The sequence below is a fragment of the Metabacillus flavus genome (assembly GCF_018283675.1).
In the GTDB taxonomy this organism is placed as follows: domain Bacteria; phylum Bacillota; class Bacilli; order Bacillales; family Bacillaceae; genus Metabacillus_B; species Metabacillus_B flavus.
In genome coordinates this window covers 2,363,184-2,382,560 of sequence record NZ_JAGVRK010000001.1, presented here as the reverse complement: position 1 = coordinate 2,382,560, position 19,377 = coordinate 2,363,184, and the positions used below count along the sequence as shown (strand labels likewise).

At 45.5% G+C, this 19,377-nt stretch carries 13 protein-coding genes and 1 pseudogene; 11 read left to right on the top strand and 3 right to left on the bottom strand.

All coding sequences use genetic code 11. From position 1 onward, the window contains the following. Nucleotides 1–40 precede the first annotated feature (40 nt). Nucleotides 41–1,528: a glucose-6-phosphate dehydrogenase gene (zwf, locus tag J9317_RS12260; protein WP_211558995.1), complete on the bottom strand. Its 1,488-nt coding sequence runs from the start codon at nucleotides 1,526–1,528 to the stop codon at nucleotides 41–43. 519 nt (nucleotides 1,529–2,047) lie between these two features. Between zwf and rnz the strand changes: the two genes are divergently transcribed. The 4 genes from rnz (at nucleotide 2,048) to J9317_RS21035 (ending at nucleotide 4,473) form a co-directional block, all read left to right on the top strand. Further along, a complete protein-coding gene (gene rnz / locus J9317_RS12255) occupies nucleotides 2,048–2,965 on the top strand; it encodes a ribonuclease Z (RefSeq protein WP_211558992.1) in 918 nt (305 codons plus the stop codon). Nucleotides 2,966–3,119: 154 nt separating this feature from the next. Beyond that, complete coding sequence (gene rpmG, locus J9317_RS12250) at nucleotides 3,120–3,269, top strand: 50S ribosomal protein L33 (protein ID WP_211558990.1); 150 nt, start codon at nucleotides 3,120–3,122, stop codon at nucleotides 3,267–3,269. 132 nt (nucleotides 3,270–3,401) lie between these two features. Beyond that, on the top strand, nucleotides 3,402–4,094 hold the full coding sequence (locus tag J9317_RS12245; protein ID WP_211558988.1) for a glucosaminidase domain-containing protein: 693 nt from the start codon (nucleotides 3,402–3,404) through the stop codon (nucleotides 4,092–4,094). A gap of 265 nt (nucleotides 4,095–4,359) precedes the next feature. Further along, complete coding sequence (locus J9317_RS21035) at nucleotides 4,360–4,473, top strand: helix-turn-helix domain-containing protein (RefSeq protein ID WP_431190704.1); 114 nt, start codon at nucleotides 4,360–4,362, stop codon at nucleotides 4,471–4,473. A 238-nt stretch (nucleotides 4,474–4,711) separates the two neighbouring features. Here the strand turns inward: J9317_RS21035 and namA are convergent, their stop codons facing one another. Then, on the bottom strand, nucleotides 4,712–5,731 hold the full coding sequence (namA, locus tag J9317_RS12235) for an NADPH dehydrogenase NamA (RefSeq protein ID WP_211558984.1): 1,020 nt from the start codon (nucleotides 5,729–5,731) through the stop codon (nucleotides 4,712–4,714). A gap of 167 nt (nucleotides 5,732–5,898) precedes the next feature. Here namA and J9317_RS12230 point away from each other — a divergent pair, with 167 nt between their 5' ends. Continuing rightward, entirely contained in the window at nucleotides 5,899–7,536 is a 1,638-nt protein-coding gene (locus J9317_RS12230; RefSeq protein WP_211558982.1) for a M20/M25/M40 family metallo-hydrolase, read from the top strand. Nucleotides 7,537–7,676: 140 nt separating this feature from the next. Further along, nucleotides 7,677–8,650, top strand: a pseudogene (locus tag J9317_RS12225) (quinone oxidoreductase family protein). A gap of 44 nt (nucleotides 8,651–8,694) precedes the next feature. Here J9317_RS12225 and proC read toward each other — a convergent pair. Further along, nucleotides 8,695–9,531 (bottom strand): pyrroline-5-carboxylate reductase, encoded by an 837-nt coding sequence (gene proC, locus J9317_RS12220; protein ID WP_211558980.1) that lies wholly within the window; start codon nucleotides 9,529–9,531, stop codon nucleotides 8,695–8,697. 562 nt (nucleotides 9,532–10,093) lie between these two features. Between proC and J9317_RS12215 the strand changes: the two genes are divergently transcribed. The 5 genes from J9317_RS12215 (at nucleotide 10,094) to J9317_RS12195 (ending at nucleotide 19,360) form a co-directional block, all read left to right on the top strand. Then, nucleotides 10,094–11,053, top strand: coding sequence for an MBL fold metallo-hydrolase (locus J9317_RS12215; RefSeq protein WP_211558978.1), 960 nt, complete (start codon nucleotides 10,094–10,096; stop codon nucleotides 11,051–11,053). 11 nt (nucleotides 11,054–11,064) lie between these two features. Beyond that, nucleotides 11,065–11,853: an SDR family NAD(P)-dependent oxidoreductase gene (locus J9317_RS12210; protein ID WP_211558976.1), complete on the top strand. Its 789-nt coding sequence runs from the start codon at nucleotides 11,065–11,067 to the stop codon at nucleotides 11,851–11,853. Nucleotides 11,854–12,028: 175 nt separating this feature from the next. Further along, entirely contained in the window at nucleotides 12,029–12,646 is a 618-nt protein-coding gene (locus J9317_RS12205; protein WP_249292148.1) for a TetR/AcrR family transcriptional regulator, read from the top strand. Between the two features lie 27 nt (nucleotides 12,647–12,673). Continuing rightward, nucleotides 12,674–15,844 carry a bifunctional cytochrome P450/NADPH--P450 reductase gene (locus tag J9317_RS12200; RefSeq protein ID WP_211558974.1) on the top strand — a complete coding sequence of 1,057 codons (3,171 nt, stop codon included), beginning with the start codon at nucleotides 12,674–12,676 and terminating at the stop codon, nucleotides 15,842–15,844. Nucleotides 15,845–16,192: 348 nt separating this feature from the next. Continuing rightward, nucleotides 16,193–19,360 carry a bifunctional cytochrome P450/NADPH--P450 reductase gene (locus tag J9317_RS12195; RefSeq protein ID WP_211558972.1) on the top strand — a complete coding sequence of 1,056 codons (3,168 nt, stop codon included), beginning with the start codon at nucleotides 16,193–16,195 and terminating at the stop codon, nucleotides 19,358–19,360. The last annotated feature ends 17 nt before the right edge of the window (nucleotides 19,361–19,377 follow it).

Genomic DNA, 19,377 nt, shown 5'->3' with positions numbered 1-19,377 from the left:
TATTGGATAAACGCCCTGCAAGGCAGGGCGCTCAGGTACATTATTCCGTGTCTGTTACCGGCCACCAGTGATAGCCGTCTTTTGCCAAAAGATCATCTGAAGCATCTGGTCCCATTGTACCGGAAGCATAATTCGGAAATTCTGCAGCTACACTCGACCAAGCCTTTGCAATGGTGTCAACGTAGCTCCAAGTCAGGGCGACTTCATCCCAGTGCGTAAAGTTGGTTGCATCACCGCGAAGACAATCATCAATTAACTTTTCATAAGCCTCCGGGGTGTTAATTCCGTCAATGCAATTGTTGCAATAGTCAAGCTTAATCGGTCTTGCATAGGAACCGTCTCCTGTCTTTTTCGCATTCAGGTGAAGTGTAATACCTTCATCAGGCTGAATGTTAATTACAAGAAGGTTCGGATGCATGTTATGACCGTTGTTGTAATAAAGATTCATTGGAATATCTTTAAACTGCACAACAATTTTAGTTGATTTTGCCGGCATCCGTTTTCCCGTCCGGATATAAATCGGTGTTCCCGCCCAGCGGAAATTATCAATTGTCAGTTTTCCTGCTACGAAGGTTTCCGTATTTGAATTCGGATCCACATTGCTTTCCTCGCGATAGCCGGGAACATCCTCATTCCGGATGCTGCCTTTTCCATACTGTCCGCGCACAAAGTAGTCAGATACTTCGTTTTCCTTAAGCGGACGAAGGGCACGCAGCACTTTCACTTTTTCACTGCGGATTTCTTCATCCGTCAATTTAATCGGCGGTTCCATGGCAAGAAGGGCAACAACCTGAAGGATATGATTTTGAACCATATCTTTAAGAGCACCTGAAGACTCATAATAGCGGCCGCGGTCTTCGACTCCAAGCCATTCGCTTGATGTGATTTGGATATTGGCGATATAGCGGTTGTTCCACAGAGGTTCAAAGATTGCATTTGCAAATCGGATCACTTCTATGTTTTGGACCATCGCTTTCCCGAGGTAATGATCGATCCGGAAAATCTGATCCTCTGAAAACGCGGCTCGGATTTCATCGTTTAATTTTTGAGCACTTGGCAAATCGGTTCCGAATGGCTTTTCAATCACTAAGCGGCTCCAGCCTTCAGTGGAAGTCAGTCCTTCGTTTTTAAGGTTAATGGCAATCGTTCCAAAGAATTCAGGCGCCATTGCCATGTAAAACATCCGGTTGCCTGGAATTTCGTATGTATGATCAAGCTCCTCAAGCAGCCCCTTTAATTCTTTATAGGAACCGGGGTTTGTCACATCAAAAGGATGGTAGTGGAAATGAGAAAGAAACTCGTCCATTTCTTCATGCTCCGGTACATTATTTTCAATAGAAGTGTTCACATTTTTACGGAACTCTTCGTTGGACCAAGGCCGGCGTCCTACCCCAACAACGGCAAAGTCTTTACCGATTCGATTGTTTTGAAGAAGACGGTATATCGATGGATAAAGCTTGCGTTTAGCCAAGTCCCCCGTCGCTCCAAAAATAACAATTACGGCTTTTGGATTTTGTTCTGTATTCACTATAAAGACCTCACTTTTCATATAGTCAAGTGCCAGTTCTTTGGCTGTGTCACGTTTCCGAATAAGAAAAAATTACTTTCATAAAAAAGGTCCCGTACAGGTTCTTAATTTTAAAGCTTCATTCCGGTTAAAGCAAACAATTGAACCAATTTTCCTTTCATTAGTATGAACGGGGAACCTAAAAACATTTATCTTTGCTGAAATTAAGTCTTTTAAAAATATTTGGAGCAAAAAATGAAGTACTTAAATTAATATATTTCAGAACTTGATTACGAAAAAATTAGAAGGATTTACCCTCCCAGTACCGGCTAGTCCATCCATGAAAACCGGTGGCCTTCTGATTGTCTTTTTCACCTATCGGGCCTCGCTTCAATGGGTTAAGAGAAAAGGAAACAGCGTTTCTCTTTAGGAAGTGCTGATAACTCAAGGATAATTGGCCATTGCATGCAAAGTGCGCTGTGCATGCTTCTTTTTTTCATGTATTCTAGATGAAAGAATTGTACTTAGGAGGATTTCACGGTGAACGTATTATTTTTAGGAACCGGAGCAGGGGTTCCATCCAAACAAAGAAATGTGTCTTCTCTGGCGCTGGAGCTGCTCGAAGAACGGGGGGCCGTTTGGCTGTTTGACTGCGGAGAAGGAACCCAGCATCAAATCCTGCACACTTCCTTAAAGCTCCGTAAAATTGAAAAGATCTTTATCACACATATGCATGGAGATCATATATTCGGCCTTCCCGGCTTGCTGGGCAGCCGCTCATTCCAGGGAGCAGAAGATCCTCTTACCATATATGGGCCAAAGGGAATTACTCAATTTGTAAAAGCTGCACTCGCTCATAGCCAGACCCATTTACGATACCCAATAGAAGTAATTGAAGGTGAAGGAGGTATTGTTTTTGAGGATGAACAGTTTATCGTTGAGGCCATTCTTCTTGAGCACGGGCTTCCGAGCTATGGCTACAGGGTGATGGAAAAAGATAAACCAGGCACACTCATGGCCGATAAGCTTATGGCTGCAGGAATTAAACCTGGCCCCGCCTATCAGGAATTGAAAGATGGCGGAACACTTGAAACGGAAGAGGGGAAAGTTATTCATGGTTCGGATTTTCTCGGACCGCCTAAAAAGGGGAAAATCATCTCCATCTGCGGAGATACAAGGAGCTGTCCTCAGCTGTCTAAACTTGCAGAGGATGCAGATTTGCTGATCCATGAAGCAACCTTTGGAGAAGAGGATGAGAAGCTTGCATACGAATATTATCACTCTACCACTATTCAAGCCGCAGCACTCGCCAAACAATGCAGAGTAAAGCAGCTTGTTCTTACCCATATTAGTGCAAGGTATCAGGGAGATCAGGTTGGAGCACTTTTGAACGAGGCAGGAAAAATCTACAGCAATACGATCATAGCGGAGGATCTGCTCAGGCTGGAAATCAAGTAGCCATCAAGAGGGTGATATGAGTCTACAATGATTGCTGATCTCAAATGCTGCAGCCATAATTTTTTTCAATCGAGTTTGACCAAAGCGACGTAATTGTGTAAAATAATATCAAATCGTAATAATTACGTTTTGAATTACATAAGGAGGAATTGACATGCGTGTAAATATCACTTTAGCATGTACTGAAACTGGGGATCGAAATTATATTACGACTAAAAATAAGCGAAACAATCCGGACCGGATCGAAATGAAAAAATATTGTCCCAGATTGAAGCGTGTGACCTTGCACAGAGAAACGAAATAAGGAAGAAGAGGCCAGCCTATTGAAAAGGCATGGCCTCTTTTTAATTTTCCCGTACAAGTATCCATACCATTTCCGCAAATGTGCTTATGATGTAATATCTTTTTTAAATTTTTTTTGAAAGGAGAGCCGTTTGTGGAAAATTTTATTGATTTAGTCGTTCCTTATGTTATGAAAGTACAAAAGGAAGAAAATATTTCAGCATCTATGCTAATAGCCCAATCCATACTGGAAACTGGCTGGGGAGAGAGCTTTCTGGCAAAAAACGCCTTAAATTTATTCGGCATTAAAGGCTCTTATAAAGGACAATCCGTTACCATCCGGACTATTGAATATGTGGAGGGAGAAGAAAGAGTGGTTTCCTCTGCTTTCAAACGCTATCCAACATGGTATGAATCCTTTAAAGACCTTGTTGAGTTTTACAAAAGAGGGACGAGATACGCGCCTATTTTTGGTGAAACAGATTATAAGAAAGCATGCTCCGCTCTGCAGCAGGCAGGATACGCAAGTGATCCAATGTATGCGGAAAAGCTGATCGGCATTATTGAGAGAAACAGCCTGGCTAAGTATGATACGATGTCCGGCATTCCTGTTCCGCCTTCCAAAGTCTCGAAACCATACCCTGGAGAATTAATTAAAAAAGGTTCGAAAGGGATGTATGCAGCGGATGTGCAAAAACAGTTGAATAAGCTTAATTTTAAGCTGGCTGAGGATGGAATTTTCGGAGCTAAGACAGAGCGGACTGTAAGAACGTTTCAGCAAATGAAAGGTCTATCTGCTGATGGAGTTGTTGGATCCAAAACCTGGAATGTTTTGTTTGCGAATTGAAGTATGTATTGCTGAACAAGCGGTTGAAATAAATGATGGCAGAATTTCTTCACAATAACACCTGTTTTCCTGGTTGATGTGTTCCATATGATTTTATTATCACAGCGAGAAGAGCTTGCTAAGTGGGGGATGAATCGTGGTTTCAAATCGGTTCAGCCTTGAAAAATTCCCTTTTCCTGTATATAATAGAGGAGCGAGACGAACAGATGTTCAGGAGTTGGCAGCGATAGCAAAAAAACCTAGCGATTGGAATCATATTTCGTACATGTTCAAAATCCATCCAAACCACGCCCAGCAACAGCTCATCAATCAGACGTTTGGATGTGTCAGGTTCGTCTATAACACGATCCTCCATCACAATTTGAATGATTCCAACTAAAACTAGACCCCGCCATCAAAAAGCTGCCCATCTTAAAGAAAACCTATGAATGGCTAAAAACAGTGGATGCGATTGCCCTTCAAGCCGCGGTGAGGGAGAAAACCAAAACCTACCGTAAGAACGTGCTGCGAAAAATGGCTTCGGAAGCAGTCCTTTAGGGCCTATTGCGGAAAAAAGCATCTCAAGATCGCATGAAGCTTGTGCGATTTGAGATGCTTTTTTATTGTGAAGAGGCTGCTTACTTCCAGCCTCTCTCATATTGAACCGGAGATTCAATTGATATCCCAAGCTGTTCAGCAGCAGTCCTCGGCCAGTAGGGGTCACGAAGAAGTTCACGGGCTATGAAAACTAATTCTGCCCGTTCGCTGCGCAGAATTTCCTCTGCTTGAAGACCATGCGTAATCATACCTACTGCACCTGTTGCTATTTCAGCTTCGCGGCGGATTTTTTCTGCAAATGGAACTTGGTATCCTGGGTAAACCTGAATATCTGCCGGTACTAGAGCTCCTGAACTTACGTCGATTAGGTCTATTCCCTGCTCGCGCATCCATTTGGCGAATACAACATGATCATCCGGAGTTAATCCTTCAGGGTGGTAATCAGTGGCAGAAACCCTGACAAAGATCGGTCCATGCCATACTTCTTTAACTGCTTCAATCACTTCTCTAAGGAAGCGGTAGCGGTTTTCAGCCGAACCTCCATATTCATCATCGCGATGATTGGATAATGGAGATAAGAATTGGTTGATCAAATAGCCGTGCGCACCATGAAGTTCAATAATATCGAATCCGGCTTCTTTCGCTCGGCGGGCTCCATCACGGAATGCCAGGATGGTTTCCTGGATTTTTTCTTTGGTCATGGCTACTGGTCTTTTTGAATTTTCATTAAAAGGTATAGCAGTCGGAGCTGCAATTTCTTCTTCTAATACAGCTTTTCGTCCCGCATGAGCAAGCTGGATAGCCGTTTTGGATCTATAGCTTTTAATTTCTTTCACTAGGCTTGCAAAACCCTCTGTATGCTCATCACTCCAAATACCGAGATCGTTTGGTGAAATTCTGCCCTGTGGCGTAACCGCAGATGCTTCAAGCATGATCAGACCGGTCTGGCCTGCTGCACGGCTTACGTAATGGGTGCGGTGGAAGCTTTCAAGCTTTCCGTCCTCATTCATGGATGAATACATGCACATCGGCGACATAACAATCCGGTTTTTCAGTTCTACATCTTTTATCTTATATGGTTCAAATAATTTTCGATTCAAGATTTTCGCCTCCATGAAATAAATTCAAAAAAAGTATACCAGCGTCATAACGGCAAGTCACTTAATCTGCCCGGGAAACTTGGTAAGAGTAGATTTTCTCCCCTAAGCTGTTGAAATTATTAGTATATTCTATACAATGGATTCAAATGGGGATTGGAGGGGAGTTTATGAAAACATTATGGCAGACAAAGGAACAGCTAACAGAATTATTGGCAAAACTGGTTGAATACGATAGTGTAACCGGAACGGCTGGAGAAGCCTCGTTTCCTGAATACGTACAGTATTTGCTGAATCAGACAAATTATTTCAACCAAAATCCGGACTACTTAACTCTTCATCCACTTAAAGATGGCAGACGTTTTTTAACGGCTCTTGTGAAAGGGAAGACTGACAGAACCCTCATACTATTAAGTCATTTTGATACGGTAGAAGTCATTGATTATGGAGAACTCCGGCATCTTGCATTCCGGCCGAAAGAACTAACTGATACGCTGAAGGAAAAAAAAGAGTGGCTGCCTGAACAAGTCCAGAAAGAGCTGGAAAGCGGAGATTGGCTGTTTGGCCGGGGAACGATGGATATGAAGGCGGGGCTAACCGTGCAAATGGGTGTGCTCGAAAAGGCAATGAAAGAAGAGTTCGACGGAAACCTGCTGCTTCTTACGGTTCCGGACGAGGAGGTAAACTCTGAAGGAATGCTTGCAGCGGTACATGCTTTGAGTGATTTGAAGGAAAGGCATCATCTCGAGTATACGGCGTGCATCAATTCAGAGCCGATGTTTACGAAATATCCGAATGACCCGGACTATTATCTGTACACAGGGTCGATTGGAAAAGTACTCGCAGGATTCCTTTGCTATGGGAAAGAGACACATGTTGGAGAACCTTTTTCCGGATTGAATGCTAATTTAATGGCATCCAAAATCAGCGAGCAGCTTGAATTGAATGATGATTACTGTGAAATGGTGGAAGAAGAGGTCACACCGCCGCCAACGAGCTTGCTGCAAAAGGATTTGAAAGAGGAGTATTCCGTGCAGATTCCTCATATCGCGGTATCTCTGTTTAATGTTTTAACCATGCAGAGGCCGCTGGAAGAGCTTCATGAACTGCTTCTTCAATCTGCCAAAACCGCTGCGAAAGAAATCGAAGCGCATTACATAAAAAGAGCAAATTCTTACTCTGAGAAAGTTCCTTACAAGCCGGATCCATTTTCTGTTAAAGTGATAAGTTATGACGAACTTTTCAGCTATGCAGTGAAAAAAGCCGGGAAGCAGGAAGTGGAACGAAGAATTGCCAATCTGGAGACGGAGGCTGGAGGAGAAACGGATGGACGACAAACCTCGATCCGCATTGCCGCTGAGCTGGCTGGCTTATGTAAAGAGCTTTCACCGATGATTATTCTTTTCTATGGCCCTCCGTTTTATCCTGCAGTTTCATCGAATGAAAATCGAATGATTCGGCACATCGCGGATTTTGTTTCAGCATTGGCCAAAAAAGAGTATGGAATTTCACTAAAACGTCAGGTCTATTTTCCGGGTCTTTCCGATCTAAGCTTTCTTCAGCTGCAGGATTCAGATGAATCACTCTCGAAGCTTACAAAAAGCTTACCGGTTTATGAAAGAGGATATTCCTTGCCAGTTAAGGAAATTAAGGATCTAAACATGCCAGTCATCAATATCGGGCCGGTTGGGCGCGATGCCCATCAATGGACAGAGAGGCTATACTTGCCATATTCCTTCGGTCAGCTGCCCGAAATTTTGGAGATGAGCATTAAGGAGTTTTTCAGCTGGGAAAAGAGAAGGGGCTGAGCCATATGGCTGCCGCTTCTTTTTTTTATGTCAATTTTGTAGGATTCAGATCGCCAAATGACGGGTTTAGCTCATATATTTACTAAAAAAGGAAAAGGGAATAAAATAAAAGCAGATCGGCAGACAAAGGGGTGTCATAGATGAAAGCAATTATTGTTGAGGAGTTCGGCAGTACAGAAAATATGAAATACATAGAGTGGGAAACACCGGAGCCGTCATCCAATGAGGTACTCATCCAAGTAGAAAAAACAAGTGTGAATTTTGCTGACATTAAAGGAAGATACGGTAAAAAAGGCGCTAAAACTCCTTATATTCCCGGTCTTGATTTAGCGGGAACAGTCGTCGGGACGGGTGAAGGGGTAACGAAATTTCATCCGGGGCAGCGGGTTATTGCCTTCCCTTCAAGCGGTTCGTATGCTGAGTTCGCGGTTGCTGATGAGCAGCTTACCTTTGCTATTCCTGAAGCCATGGACTGGACTACTGCAGCCGCGTTCCCGATTGTTTCGTTTACTTCCTATCAGCTGCTTGCGGATGTTGGCAGACTCCAGCCGGGAGAAACGGTTTTGATTCATGCCGCAGCAGGCGGAATTGGAACGACGGCGATTAAATTGGCTAAACGGCTGGGCGCCTCCCAAGTGATTGGAACGGTGAGCAGGGCAGAGAAAATTAAAGCTGCTTATCAGGCTGGAGCCGACCATGTAATTTGTCTGGAAAGTGAGGATTTTGCGCCAGTTGTTACAGAATATACGGACGGACTGGGTGCAGATGTTATTTTGGACTCCATTTCAGGTGATGTGTCAGAGAAAAGTTTAACATGTCTGGCTCCTTATGGCCGTCTTGTTCATTTTGGAAATGCAGGGGGGAGGCAGGCCAGTTTAAAACGTCCGACCTTCATGCAAGCTGCCGATCCATACTAGGCTTTAGCTTTGGCACAACCCGGAAGAAAAGACCTCATTTATTGCAGAATACTGCGTCAAAGGTGTTCGCCCTTTTTGAAGAAGGGGTTTTGGATATTGAAGTGGGAGACCGTTTTCCTCTTGAACAGGCAGCAGCGGCTCACGACCTAATTGAAAGCCGGATGAGTACCGGGAAGATTTTACTGGATGTTAGGTAAAGTGTAACTGTTTTGAAGGCAGTCCGCATCATGCGGACTGCCTTTTAAGCTTCTCTGATTTTCTTTTCCTCATTTGAAACCTGTGCCTGCAGTTCCACGGAGCGCTCGGCAGCTCTTTTCACACACGCAATGATGGCATCATGAAACTGATAGTCTTTTAGTTTCTCAATTCCGGCTTCTGTTGTTCCGCCTGGGCTCGTAACTTCTTTTCGTAATTGGGAAGCCTGCTTATCGGATTGCATCAGCATTTCGGATGCGCCTGCAAGTGTCTGAAGAATTAAGCTTTTAGCAATCTCCTGGTCAAGTCCAATTTCCTTAGCCGCATTTTCCATTGCTTCTATAAAGTAGTAAATATAGGCAGGGCCGCTTCCGGAAAGAGCCGTTACAGCATCCAGTCTGTGTTCTTCCACAACAGCGACCATTCCAATCGTTTCAAAGAGATGTTTGGCCATTTTCAGCTGATGCATGGTGACTTCTTCACTTGGAGCAATCGCCGTTGCGGACATTTGAATGGCTGCAGAAGTATTCGGCATCGCGCGTATGACCGGTGCTTTTTTTCCAAGCAGCCTCTGAATCGTATGAATGGTAACTCCAGCCAGAACGGAAAGGAACAGCTGCTTTTTAACGTAAGGGCGGATGGAGAGAACGGCTTCTTCAGCATCCTTTGGTTTCATTGCCAAAATGATAATTTCTGAGCGGTCCAATAGTTCTTCTTTATTTTCAGTGACATTTACTCCGTAATGGTCCTGCATATATAAAAGCTTGCTGCGGTCGCTGCGATTGCAGACATTTATATTCTCAGGACGGACAACATTCCCGTTTATTAATCCGGAAATGACCGCTTCAGCCATTGAACCTGCACCAATTACTCCTATTTTCATTACATTCCATCCTCCTTTTTTAGTTAAAAAAAACAAAAAACCTTTCCATCCTCTAGTAAAAGGACGGAAAGGTTCCGCGGTACCACCTTAGTTGGCGCAAACGTTCTGCACCCAGCTCATTGCCTTTATCGCGGGCCGCGCTTAGGTTTTCCTAACAGCTAGCAGGGTAGGTTCGATTCTCAAGCGGGCTGCACAGTCTTTCAGCCGGTGAACTGTGCTCTCTTTCGCCATTGATGAATGTACTGATCCTGATCGTCGCCGATTCCGATATCTCGTTTATATTTGTACTCCATTATGCAAGGGTGGACAAGCCGATGTCAATAGGCTTGTGTTTAAAATATTTTATTGAATTATTTGAATATAATGACAAAAATGAGTTAGCGGAGTAAACTAGTATTATACATAAGTACCAGGAAAAGCCCGGGGTTAAAACACAGAGTTAAAGATGGCAATGTCTGTGTGATACTCAATCAACGGGTCTGAGCAGACCATCAGCGGGAGAGGGTAAACGCCCCAATGATCTAGAGCTCTCTATAGAAAAATAATAATAGGAGCGATAAAGATGAATCCAGCACAGAACCAGGAATCCATTATCACAATGCCGATCCCAACCCCATTTCCGGTAGGGGATATCAATGTGTATGTTTACAGAGGAGATTCTCTGACATTAATTGACGCAGGTCCGAAAACAGAAGAAGCGCTGGACTCCTTAAAAATGCAGCTTGAAAAGGCCGGTTACCGGCTTGATGATATCGAACAGGTTATTGTAACGCATCATCATCCTGACCATGTAGGACTCCTGGATGAATTAAAAGGAGCAAGGTTTATCGGGCATCCTTATAATGAGCCTTGGCTATCAAGGGATCAGGGATTTCTTGAAAGTCAAAAAACCTTCTTCCAGGGCCTTCTCCTTGAGTTTGGAGTGGATCCTGTTTTCATGAAATACATTAAGAATTTAGAGCGGTCTTTAGCCTTTTCCTGCACCGTTTCTCTTGATGGAACCCTTATAAATGGAGATGAAGTCCCGGGAATGCCCGGCTTCCGTGTAATTGAAACACCGGGCCATGCGCAATCGCATATCGCCCTTTACAGGGAAGCGGACGGGATTCTGTTCGGGGGAGATGTCCTTTTGAAAAAAATATCCGCCAATCCTTTACTTGAGCCGCCTATGTCCGGCACGGAGCGGCCAAAACCGCAGCTTCAATTCAACGAAACATTTAACAAGCTGCTTCAACTTCCTCTTTCAAGAGTATTCTCCGGCCACGGGGAGATCATTGAGAATGCTCACGAACTCATCTATTACCGGAAAAAGCGCCAGGCTGACCGTGCAGAGGAAGTCCGTAAAATGCTTGCGCAAAAACCGATGACAGCCTTTCAGGTTTGCACGGAGCTGTTTCCGACCGTATTTCATAAAGAGCTGATGCTGACCATGTCTGAAACAGTGGCCCAGTTGGATTATTTAGAGAATCTAGGTAAAATCACTTCAAACGGTTCAAAAGAAAACCGAATGTATTTTGCTTAGGGTGGTGGAACATGGAGCTTAAAAACAAAGTGGTTTATATAACTGGAGCCTCCGGAGGAATTGGAGAAGCGATGGCCAGAAAAACGGCTGCTGCCGGGGCAATCCCGGTCCTGCTTGCGAGAAGAGAGGACCGGCTGCAGGCACTCGCTTTGGAGCTGAAAGAGAAGTATGGAACGGAAGCCCGGTATGCCAAACTGGATGTTTCGGATACGGCAGGCATCTCACCTGTCATCGGGCAGCTGCTGGCTGAGACTGGCCGCATTGATGTACTCATTAACAATGCCGGATTTGGTGTCTTCAAGACGGTGGAAGAGTCCACTCTTCAGGAAATGGAAGGGATGTTTGAAGTCAATGTCTTTGGCTTGATTGCCTGCACAAAAGCTGTGCTGCCCGCTATGAAAAAACAAGGCAGCGGTCACATCATCAATATTGCTTCGCAAGCAGGGAAAATTGCTACGCCTAAATCCAGTCTGTATGCGGCAACAAAGCATGCCGTGCTCGGGTTCTCAAACAGTCTTCGGATGGAATGCAGCGGGACCGGGATCAAGGTAACAACCGTTAACCCGGGACCGATTAAAACGAATTTTTTTGAAACAGCAGATGAAAGCGGCGATTATACAAAAAATGTGGAGCGGTGGATGCTTGCGCCGGACTATGTGGCGGATAAAGTGATCGGCTCGATGGTTAAGTACAAACGGGAAATCAACCTGCCAAGGTGGATGAACGCAGGAAGCACCATGTACCAGATCGCGCCTGGATTAGTAGAAAAACTTGCAGGGAATGCGTTTAATAAAAAATAACAGGCTTGGCTGCTTTTAAAAGACCGGGGTATATACCCGGTCTTTTTTCTGTTCCTTTTTTTGTATGAAAAGTCAGAATGTACGAACATTCTGGGTTTTTTCGCTCAGAAAATTTTCATTCTTCCGCTCTATTCACGATGATATTCCCCCGGCGTTACACTTTAAGGAGAACGGAATGAACGTTCATTCCGCTTTGAAAGGGGGAGTAAGAATGACTGCAGCTGCGGCAGGAAAAGAACATCAGATATTGCAGGCCGGGCTCCATTTATTCGCTGAGCGCGGATTCGATGCCACTGCTGTTCCAGCCATCGCTAAGGAAGCAGGTGTAGGAGCCGGAACGATTTACCGTTATTTCGAGAACAAAGAGACGCTCGGAAATGTGCTGTTTCAGCAATGTCTCAGCCGGTTTAAACAAACTCTTAAAAACGGATATCCTGCAGATTCGGAAAACCCCAGGGAGCAATTTCAGCACTTTTTTTATGGAATGGTTACTTTCACAAATGAGAATGAACATGCTTTGTGCTTTATCAGAAATCATGCACATGCTCACTTTTTGAATGAGAAAAGCACCAATCAATTCATTCAGGCTCTATCTGGTCTTTATGATTTTTTTGAAGAAGGCAAGACGAAACAGATTATCCGTGATTTGCCGGCTAACGGCTTAATCGCTATATTTTTCGGAGCGTTCCTGGAGCTTCACCGCCTTATACGCGCCGGACACCTTGAAGAAACTCCCGAGCTAATGAAAGGGATTGAAGAAAGCTGCTGGGATGCTGTCAGAATTCATGATTGAATACCACTTTGAAAGAAGGAATGCAGAATGAACACAATGAGCAAAATTCCGATGCCGGATCTTCAGGGAGACAATGGAAACCTTCCGCTTCTTAATCCGGATAAACCCGTTCAGTCTCTAATGGAAATTGCAAAAAAAATGGGACCGATCTTCCGGTTAGAAAAACCAGGGCAATCGACGGTTTATTTGTCAGGGCGCAATCTGGCTGCAGAGGTTTCTGATGAAACAAGATTCGATAAAAGCGTAAGCCAGGCATTGCAAAACGTGCGGGCCTTTTCAGGAGATGGGCTGTTTACCAGCTGGACGCATGAGCCCAATTGGAAGAAGGCGCATAATATTCTGCTCCCAAGTTTCAGTCAAAAAGCAATGAAGGGCTATCACCATATGATGGCCGACATTGCTATCCAGCTCGTACAAAAGTGGGAGCGGCTGAATGCGGGGGACGCTGTTGATGTTTCCGAGGATATGACAAGACTGACTCTTGATACAATCGGACTTTGCGGATTTAACTATCGGTTCAACAGCTACTACAAGGAAAACTTCCATCCCTTCATTGAGAGTATGACAGGTGCACTTGGAGAGGCGATGAGCAAGCTTCAGCGAACGGAAACGGATGAAGCTTTCTTGGAGGAAAAGGAAGAAGCCTTTCAGCAAAACATTCAATCCATGTTCAGTCTGGTTGATCAGCTCATTGCGGAACGGAAAGAACAGCCGGAGAAGGAGTGGGCAGACGACCTCCTTTCCCACATGCTGAGAAGCAAGGATCCGGAGACAGGGGAAGGGCTAAGTGATGAAAATATCCGGTTCCAGATTATCACGTTCCTCATCGCAGGCCACGAAACGACAAGTGGTCTTCTATCCTTTACCTTTTACTATTTGCTGAAAAATCCTGACGTACTAAAAAAGGCGCAGGAAGAAGCAGACCGTGTTTTGACTGAGTCTGTTCCCGGCTACAAAGAGGTCAAGAAGCTGAAATATGTGCAGATGATCCTGAACGAAGCACTAAGACTTTGGCCGACTGCTCCTGCTTTCTCCCTCTATGCGAAGGAGGATGAAGTAATTGGAGGAGAATATTCAATCCAAAAGGGAGAGGAAGTAACCGTTCTTCTTCCGCAGCTTCACCGCGACCGTTCCATATGGGGTGAAGATGCCGAAGAGTTCAAGCCTGAGCGGTTCGAGGATATGAGCACCATTCCTCCGCATGCTTTCAAACCGTTCGGAAACGGTCAGCGTGCCTGTATCGGCCAGCAATTTGCTCTTCATGAAGCGACCCTCGTCATGGGACTGCTGCTGAAGCATTTTGATTTTATTGATCATACCAGCTATAAGCTTGATGTGAAAGAAACGCTCACATTAAAGCCAAATCAGTTTACGATGAAGGTGAAATCCCGAAAAAAATGGATGGGCTTTGCCGTACAGGCAGAAGAGCCTTTGAAAGCAAGCAAGGCAGAGGCTGTCTCTAAGCCCCCAGAGGATGCTCATCAGACACCATTGCTCGTTCTTTACGGCTCAAACATGGGCACATCTGAAGGCTTGGCGAAGGAGTTTGCTGAAAAAGGGGTGCAGTATGGTTTCGAATCAAAAGCCGCTCCGCTCGATGAATATACAGGAAGACTGCCTCAGGAAGGTGCAGTTGTTATTTTTTCCGCTTCCTACAACGGCAATCCTCCTGACAACGCCCAAAAGTTTACCGAATGGCTGATAGGAGCAGATTCGAATGAACTCAAGGGTGTGCAATATACGGTATTTGGCTGCGGGGACCGCAACTGGGCAAGCACGTATCAGCGAATTCCCCATCTCCTTGACCGGACTCTAGAAGAAAAAGGCGCCATCCGCTTTGCTATGCGGGGAGAAGGAGATGCGGACGCAGATTTTGACGGGGACTTTGAAGCCTGGCAGGAAGAGTTCTGGCCATCCGCTGCTTCCTATTTTGGAGTTCAGCTGCCTGCAGAAGTACCTGTTGCGGGAACCGGTCTATCATTAGAATTTGTTACAGGTGAAACGGCTGTACCTCTTTCCGAAACCTATAACGCTTTCACAGCTGAAGTAAGTGCGGCAAAAGAGCTTCAATCCGAAGTGAGCGGGCGCAGCACCCGCCATATTGAATTTCTTCTGCCTGAAGGCGTGAGTTATAAAGAGGGCGGCCACATTGGCATTTTTCCTGAAAACAGCCCGGAAATGGTTAACCGTGTTCTGCGCCGCTTCCGATTGAATGGCGATGAACAGCTTCTTTTGAATGGAGAAGGGGCAAGCATTTCTCATTTACCGAAAAACCACCCGATTGGAGTAAGGGAACTGTTCTCCAAATACGTGGAACTTCAAGAGCCGGTTACGAGGTCACAGCTGAAAATACTGGCCGCTGTAAATGTTTGTCCGCCGCATCGCATGGAGCTTGAAGCAATGCTCGCCAATTATCCGGAAGAAATACTAGCAAAAAGAATAACGGTGCTCGAACTCCTGGAAAAATACATGGCCTGTGAACTCCCGTTTGATCAGTTCTTGAGTTTGCTTCCGGCACTTAAGCCGCGCTATTATTCCATTTCCAGCTCACCTGAAATGTCATCTGAAAGAGTGAGCCTGACGGTAAGCGTAGTAAAAGATACGGCTTGGAGCGGAACAGGTGAATACAACGGAGTCGCTTCTGGCTATCTTGCCCGCTTGCTTCCGGGAGACCGGGTAACGTGTTTTGTCAAAGAGCCTCAAAGCGGTTTTGAACGTCCTGCGGATCCTGAAACGCCAATCATTATGGTTGGCCCTGGTACAGGAATTGCTCCATTCAGAGGGTTTTTGCAGGGACGGCGTGCTTTAAAGGAGCGGGGATACAAGCTCGGAGAAGCACATCTCTATTTCGGGTGCAGAGCGAGGGAGCACGATTATTTGTATGAGCAGGAGCTCCTTGACGCGGAGAAGGATGGACTGGTAACTCTTCATACCGCCTTCTCGCGTGAGGAAGGTATGGCCAAAAGATATGTTCAGCATCTGATGAAAGAGGATGCTTCCCATTTAATTTCGCTTCTTGATCTTAAGGGACACCTCTATATATGCGGTGATGGCAGCAAAATGGCCCCGGATGTAGAAACGGTTATGAAAGAGAGCTATAAGACGGATAAAAATGTTTCAGAAGTGGACGCAGTCAAATGGCTCGCTGACCTTCAGGAGCAAGGCCGTTTTGCAAAGGATGTATGGGCAGGAAAATAACAGAGAAGAAAGCAGCCGGATTACAAGGACTGCTTTCTTTTCTTTATTATCAATGTGAAATTGTTCATATGGAGAGCCAGGAGCGGAGTTATCCGGTCTTTTTTATGTGCGCTGGACCATTTGTCCACACGAAATGAGGGATTTTTCATATTCATATATCATCCTTTTGCTGCGTTCGCAGAATAAGTATAAACTCATGCTCTTTAAAACTAGGCTGATTCATTTTGGAGCCATCCATAGCTTTGCCTCTTGTCATAGAAAATTTGGAACTGCTTGTATCTGTATGGAAAAAAACAATGAGATTCATTTAGTCAAACTTGAATTATAAGCGAAAGAAGGTATTATCAGATGACATCGCAAAACCATATCCCAAAGCTTGAGCTGAAAAGTGCCAATCAGGCACAGCCGTTACTGAACCCCGAATGCCTGATTCAGTCACTTATGAAAATCTCCGAAAGAGCAGGGCCTATCTTTCAATTTGACAGGCCCCCAAACGGGCCTGTTTTTCTCTCAAGTCACAAGCTCGTTTCAGAAGTATTCGATGAATCCCGTTTTGATAAAAGCGTGAGCCGCGCCTTGCAAAATCTCCGGCCGCTATCGGGAGATGGTCTCTTTACTAGCTGGACTCATGAGCCAAACTGGAAAAAGGCTCATAATATCCTGCTCCCGTGCTTCAGTCAGAAAGCAATGAAAGGCTATCACTCAATGATGATAGACGTTGCGGTCCAGCTTCTGCAAAAATGGGAGCGTCTGAATTCGGGGGATTCAATTGACGTATCAGAAGATATGACAAGGCTGACCTTGGATACAATCGGTCTATGCGGTTTTAATTACCGGTTCAACAGCTTTTATCGCGAGCAATTTCATCCGTTTCTACAAAGCATGGGAGCTGCTCTTAGCGAGTCGATGAGCAAGCTCATGCGCTCCAAAAAAGATGCAGCGCGATTTGCAGAGAAAGAAGCGGCTTTTCAGGATCATATCCAGATAATGTTTGATCTGGTAGATCAAGTGATTGAAGAGAGAAAGCAGCTTCCGGAAGAAGAATGGGCAGAGGATCTGCTGTCCAGCATGCTGCGAAACAAGGATCCGGAAACGGGTGAGCTGCTTGATGATGAGAATATCCGATTTCAGATCATTACATTCCTAATTGCCGGCCATGAAACAACAAGCGGTCTGCTGACCTTTGCTTTTTACCAGCTTCTCAAGAACAAGCGGGTGCTGCAAAAAGCGCAGGAGGAAGCTGACCGCGTTTTAACATCTTCTGTCCCAACTTACAAAGAGGTTAAAAAACTGAAATATGTTCAGATGATTCTAAACGAAACGCTTCGCCTCTGGCCTACAGCTCCCGCTATTTCCCTTTACGCTAAAAAAACGGAAGTGATCGGAGGGGAGTTTGCACTTGAAAAAGGACAGGAAGTGACCGTTCTGCTCCCGCAGCTTCACCGTGATAAAAGCGTATGGGGAGAGGACGCGGAAGAGTTTAAGCCTGAGAGGTTTGAAGACATGAGCACGCTTCCGCCTCATGCATTTAAACCTTTTGGGAACGGACAGCGGGCTTGCATCGGCCAGCAGTTTGCCCTTCATGAGGCAACACTGATCCTCGGATTGCTGCTGAAGCATTTTGACTTTGTTGATCATACAAATTATCAGCTTGATATCAAAGAGACTCTTAGTTGGAAGCCGAACGGTTTTACCATGAAGGTGAAATCGAGGAAAAAATGGATTGCTGCGGAAATGGAAAAGCCATCAGAAGAATCGCCCGTTTCAGCTGCCCTCTCTGCGCCATCGGAGGACGCTCACCGGACACCGCTTCTTATTCTCTATGGCTCGAATATGGGTACATCGGAAGGACTGGCTAAACAGCTGGCGAAGAAGGCGTTTGGCCTCGGATTTCAAGCCGAAATCGGTTCACTTGATGACTTTGTTTGCAGACTGCCTAAACAAGGTGCCGTCGTCATTTTCTCATCTTCCTATAACGGCAGCCCGCCGGATAATGCAGGGAATTTTATTCGCTGGGTGGATGAAGCAGAGGAAGCGGAAATGAATGGGATGGCCTATGGAGTCTTCGGCTGCGGTGACCGAAGCTGGTCGGCAACCTATCAGCGTATCCCTGTCTTTATTGATCAGAAAATGGAGGAAAAGGGGGCGCTTCGGATTGCCAGACTTGGTAAAGGAGACGCAGACGCGGATTTTCATGGTGAATACAAAGAATGGGAACGGGAGCTGTGGGCTTCACTTGCCGTCCATTTTAATATAGAGCTTCAGTTTGAGAGTATGGAGGAAGCGGACAAATTGACGATTGAATTTGTCAGCGGCGAGATTAAAACCCCCATCGCAGAAGTTTATCAGGCGTTTTCAGCAAAAATTGCGGTAAACAAAGAGCTTCAAGCGCCTGAAAGCAGCCGGAGTACCCGTCACATTGAGATTACATTGCCGGAAGGTGTGACTTACAGGGAAGGAGGCCATATTGGAATACTCCCTCATAACAGTCCGGAATCAGTAAACCGTGTGCTCCGCCGCTTTCGTTTATCCGGCCGGGAAACGGTTGTCCTTAAAGGAGAAGGAACGAGCGCTTCTCACTTGCCAATGGGTCAGCCCATTGAAGTTCGCAAGCTGCTTTCTGCGTGTGTAGAACTGCAGCACCCTGTGACAAGGAACCAGCTTAAAAATCTCGCAGAGGCTACAGTCTGTCCTCCCCATAAGTTCGAGCTGGAAGCCATGCTAAATAGATATCAAGAGGACATCCTGGCTAAACGAATTTCAATTCTTGAGTTATTGGAAAAATATATGGCATGCGAGCTCACTTTTGAGCGGTTCATTGGTATGCTTCCGGCATTGAAACCGCGATATTATTCCATCTCCAGCTCCCCGGAAAAGTTCACTGGAAGAGTCAGCCTGACCGTCAGCGTATTGAAGGGGCCGGCATGGAGCGGAGCAGGAGAATACAAGGGAGTCTCATCCGGCTACCTTGCCCGTTTGCTGCCGGGAGATGAGGTGAAATGTTTCATAAGAGAGCCGCAAAACGGCTTTGAGCGCCCTGCGAATCCTGAGACGCCAATTATTATGGTCGGGACGGGCAGCGGAGTTGCACCATTCAGAGGATTTCTCCAAGGACGCCGTGCTCTGCAGGATCAAGGCTGCAAGCTTGGTGAGGCCCACCTTTATTTTGGCTGCAGAAACAGCAAGCTCGATTTTCTTTATGAGCAGGAGCTCAAGGAAGCGGAAAAGGACGGACTTGTCTTTTTGCACACCGCATTTTCCCGTGAGGAAAGCAGCGCGCAAACCTACGTGCAGCATCTGATCAAAGAACATGCGTCCGAGCTGCTTTCGCTTCTTGAGAAAAATGCACACCTCTATATATGCGGCGACGGCAGTAAAATGGCGCCGGACGTTGAAGGGGCTTTGAAAGAGAGTTACCAGGCAGTAAAAAATGCCTCAGAGGAAGAGGCAGCTGCGTGGCTTGCTGATCTTCAGCAGCAGGGGCGTTTTGCGAAGGACGTATGGGCAGGTAAATAAATGCCGCAAAAGCAGCT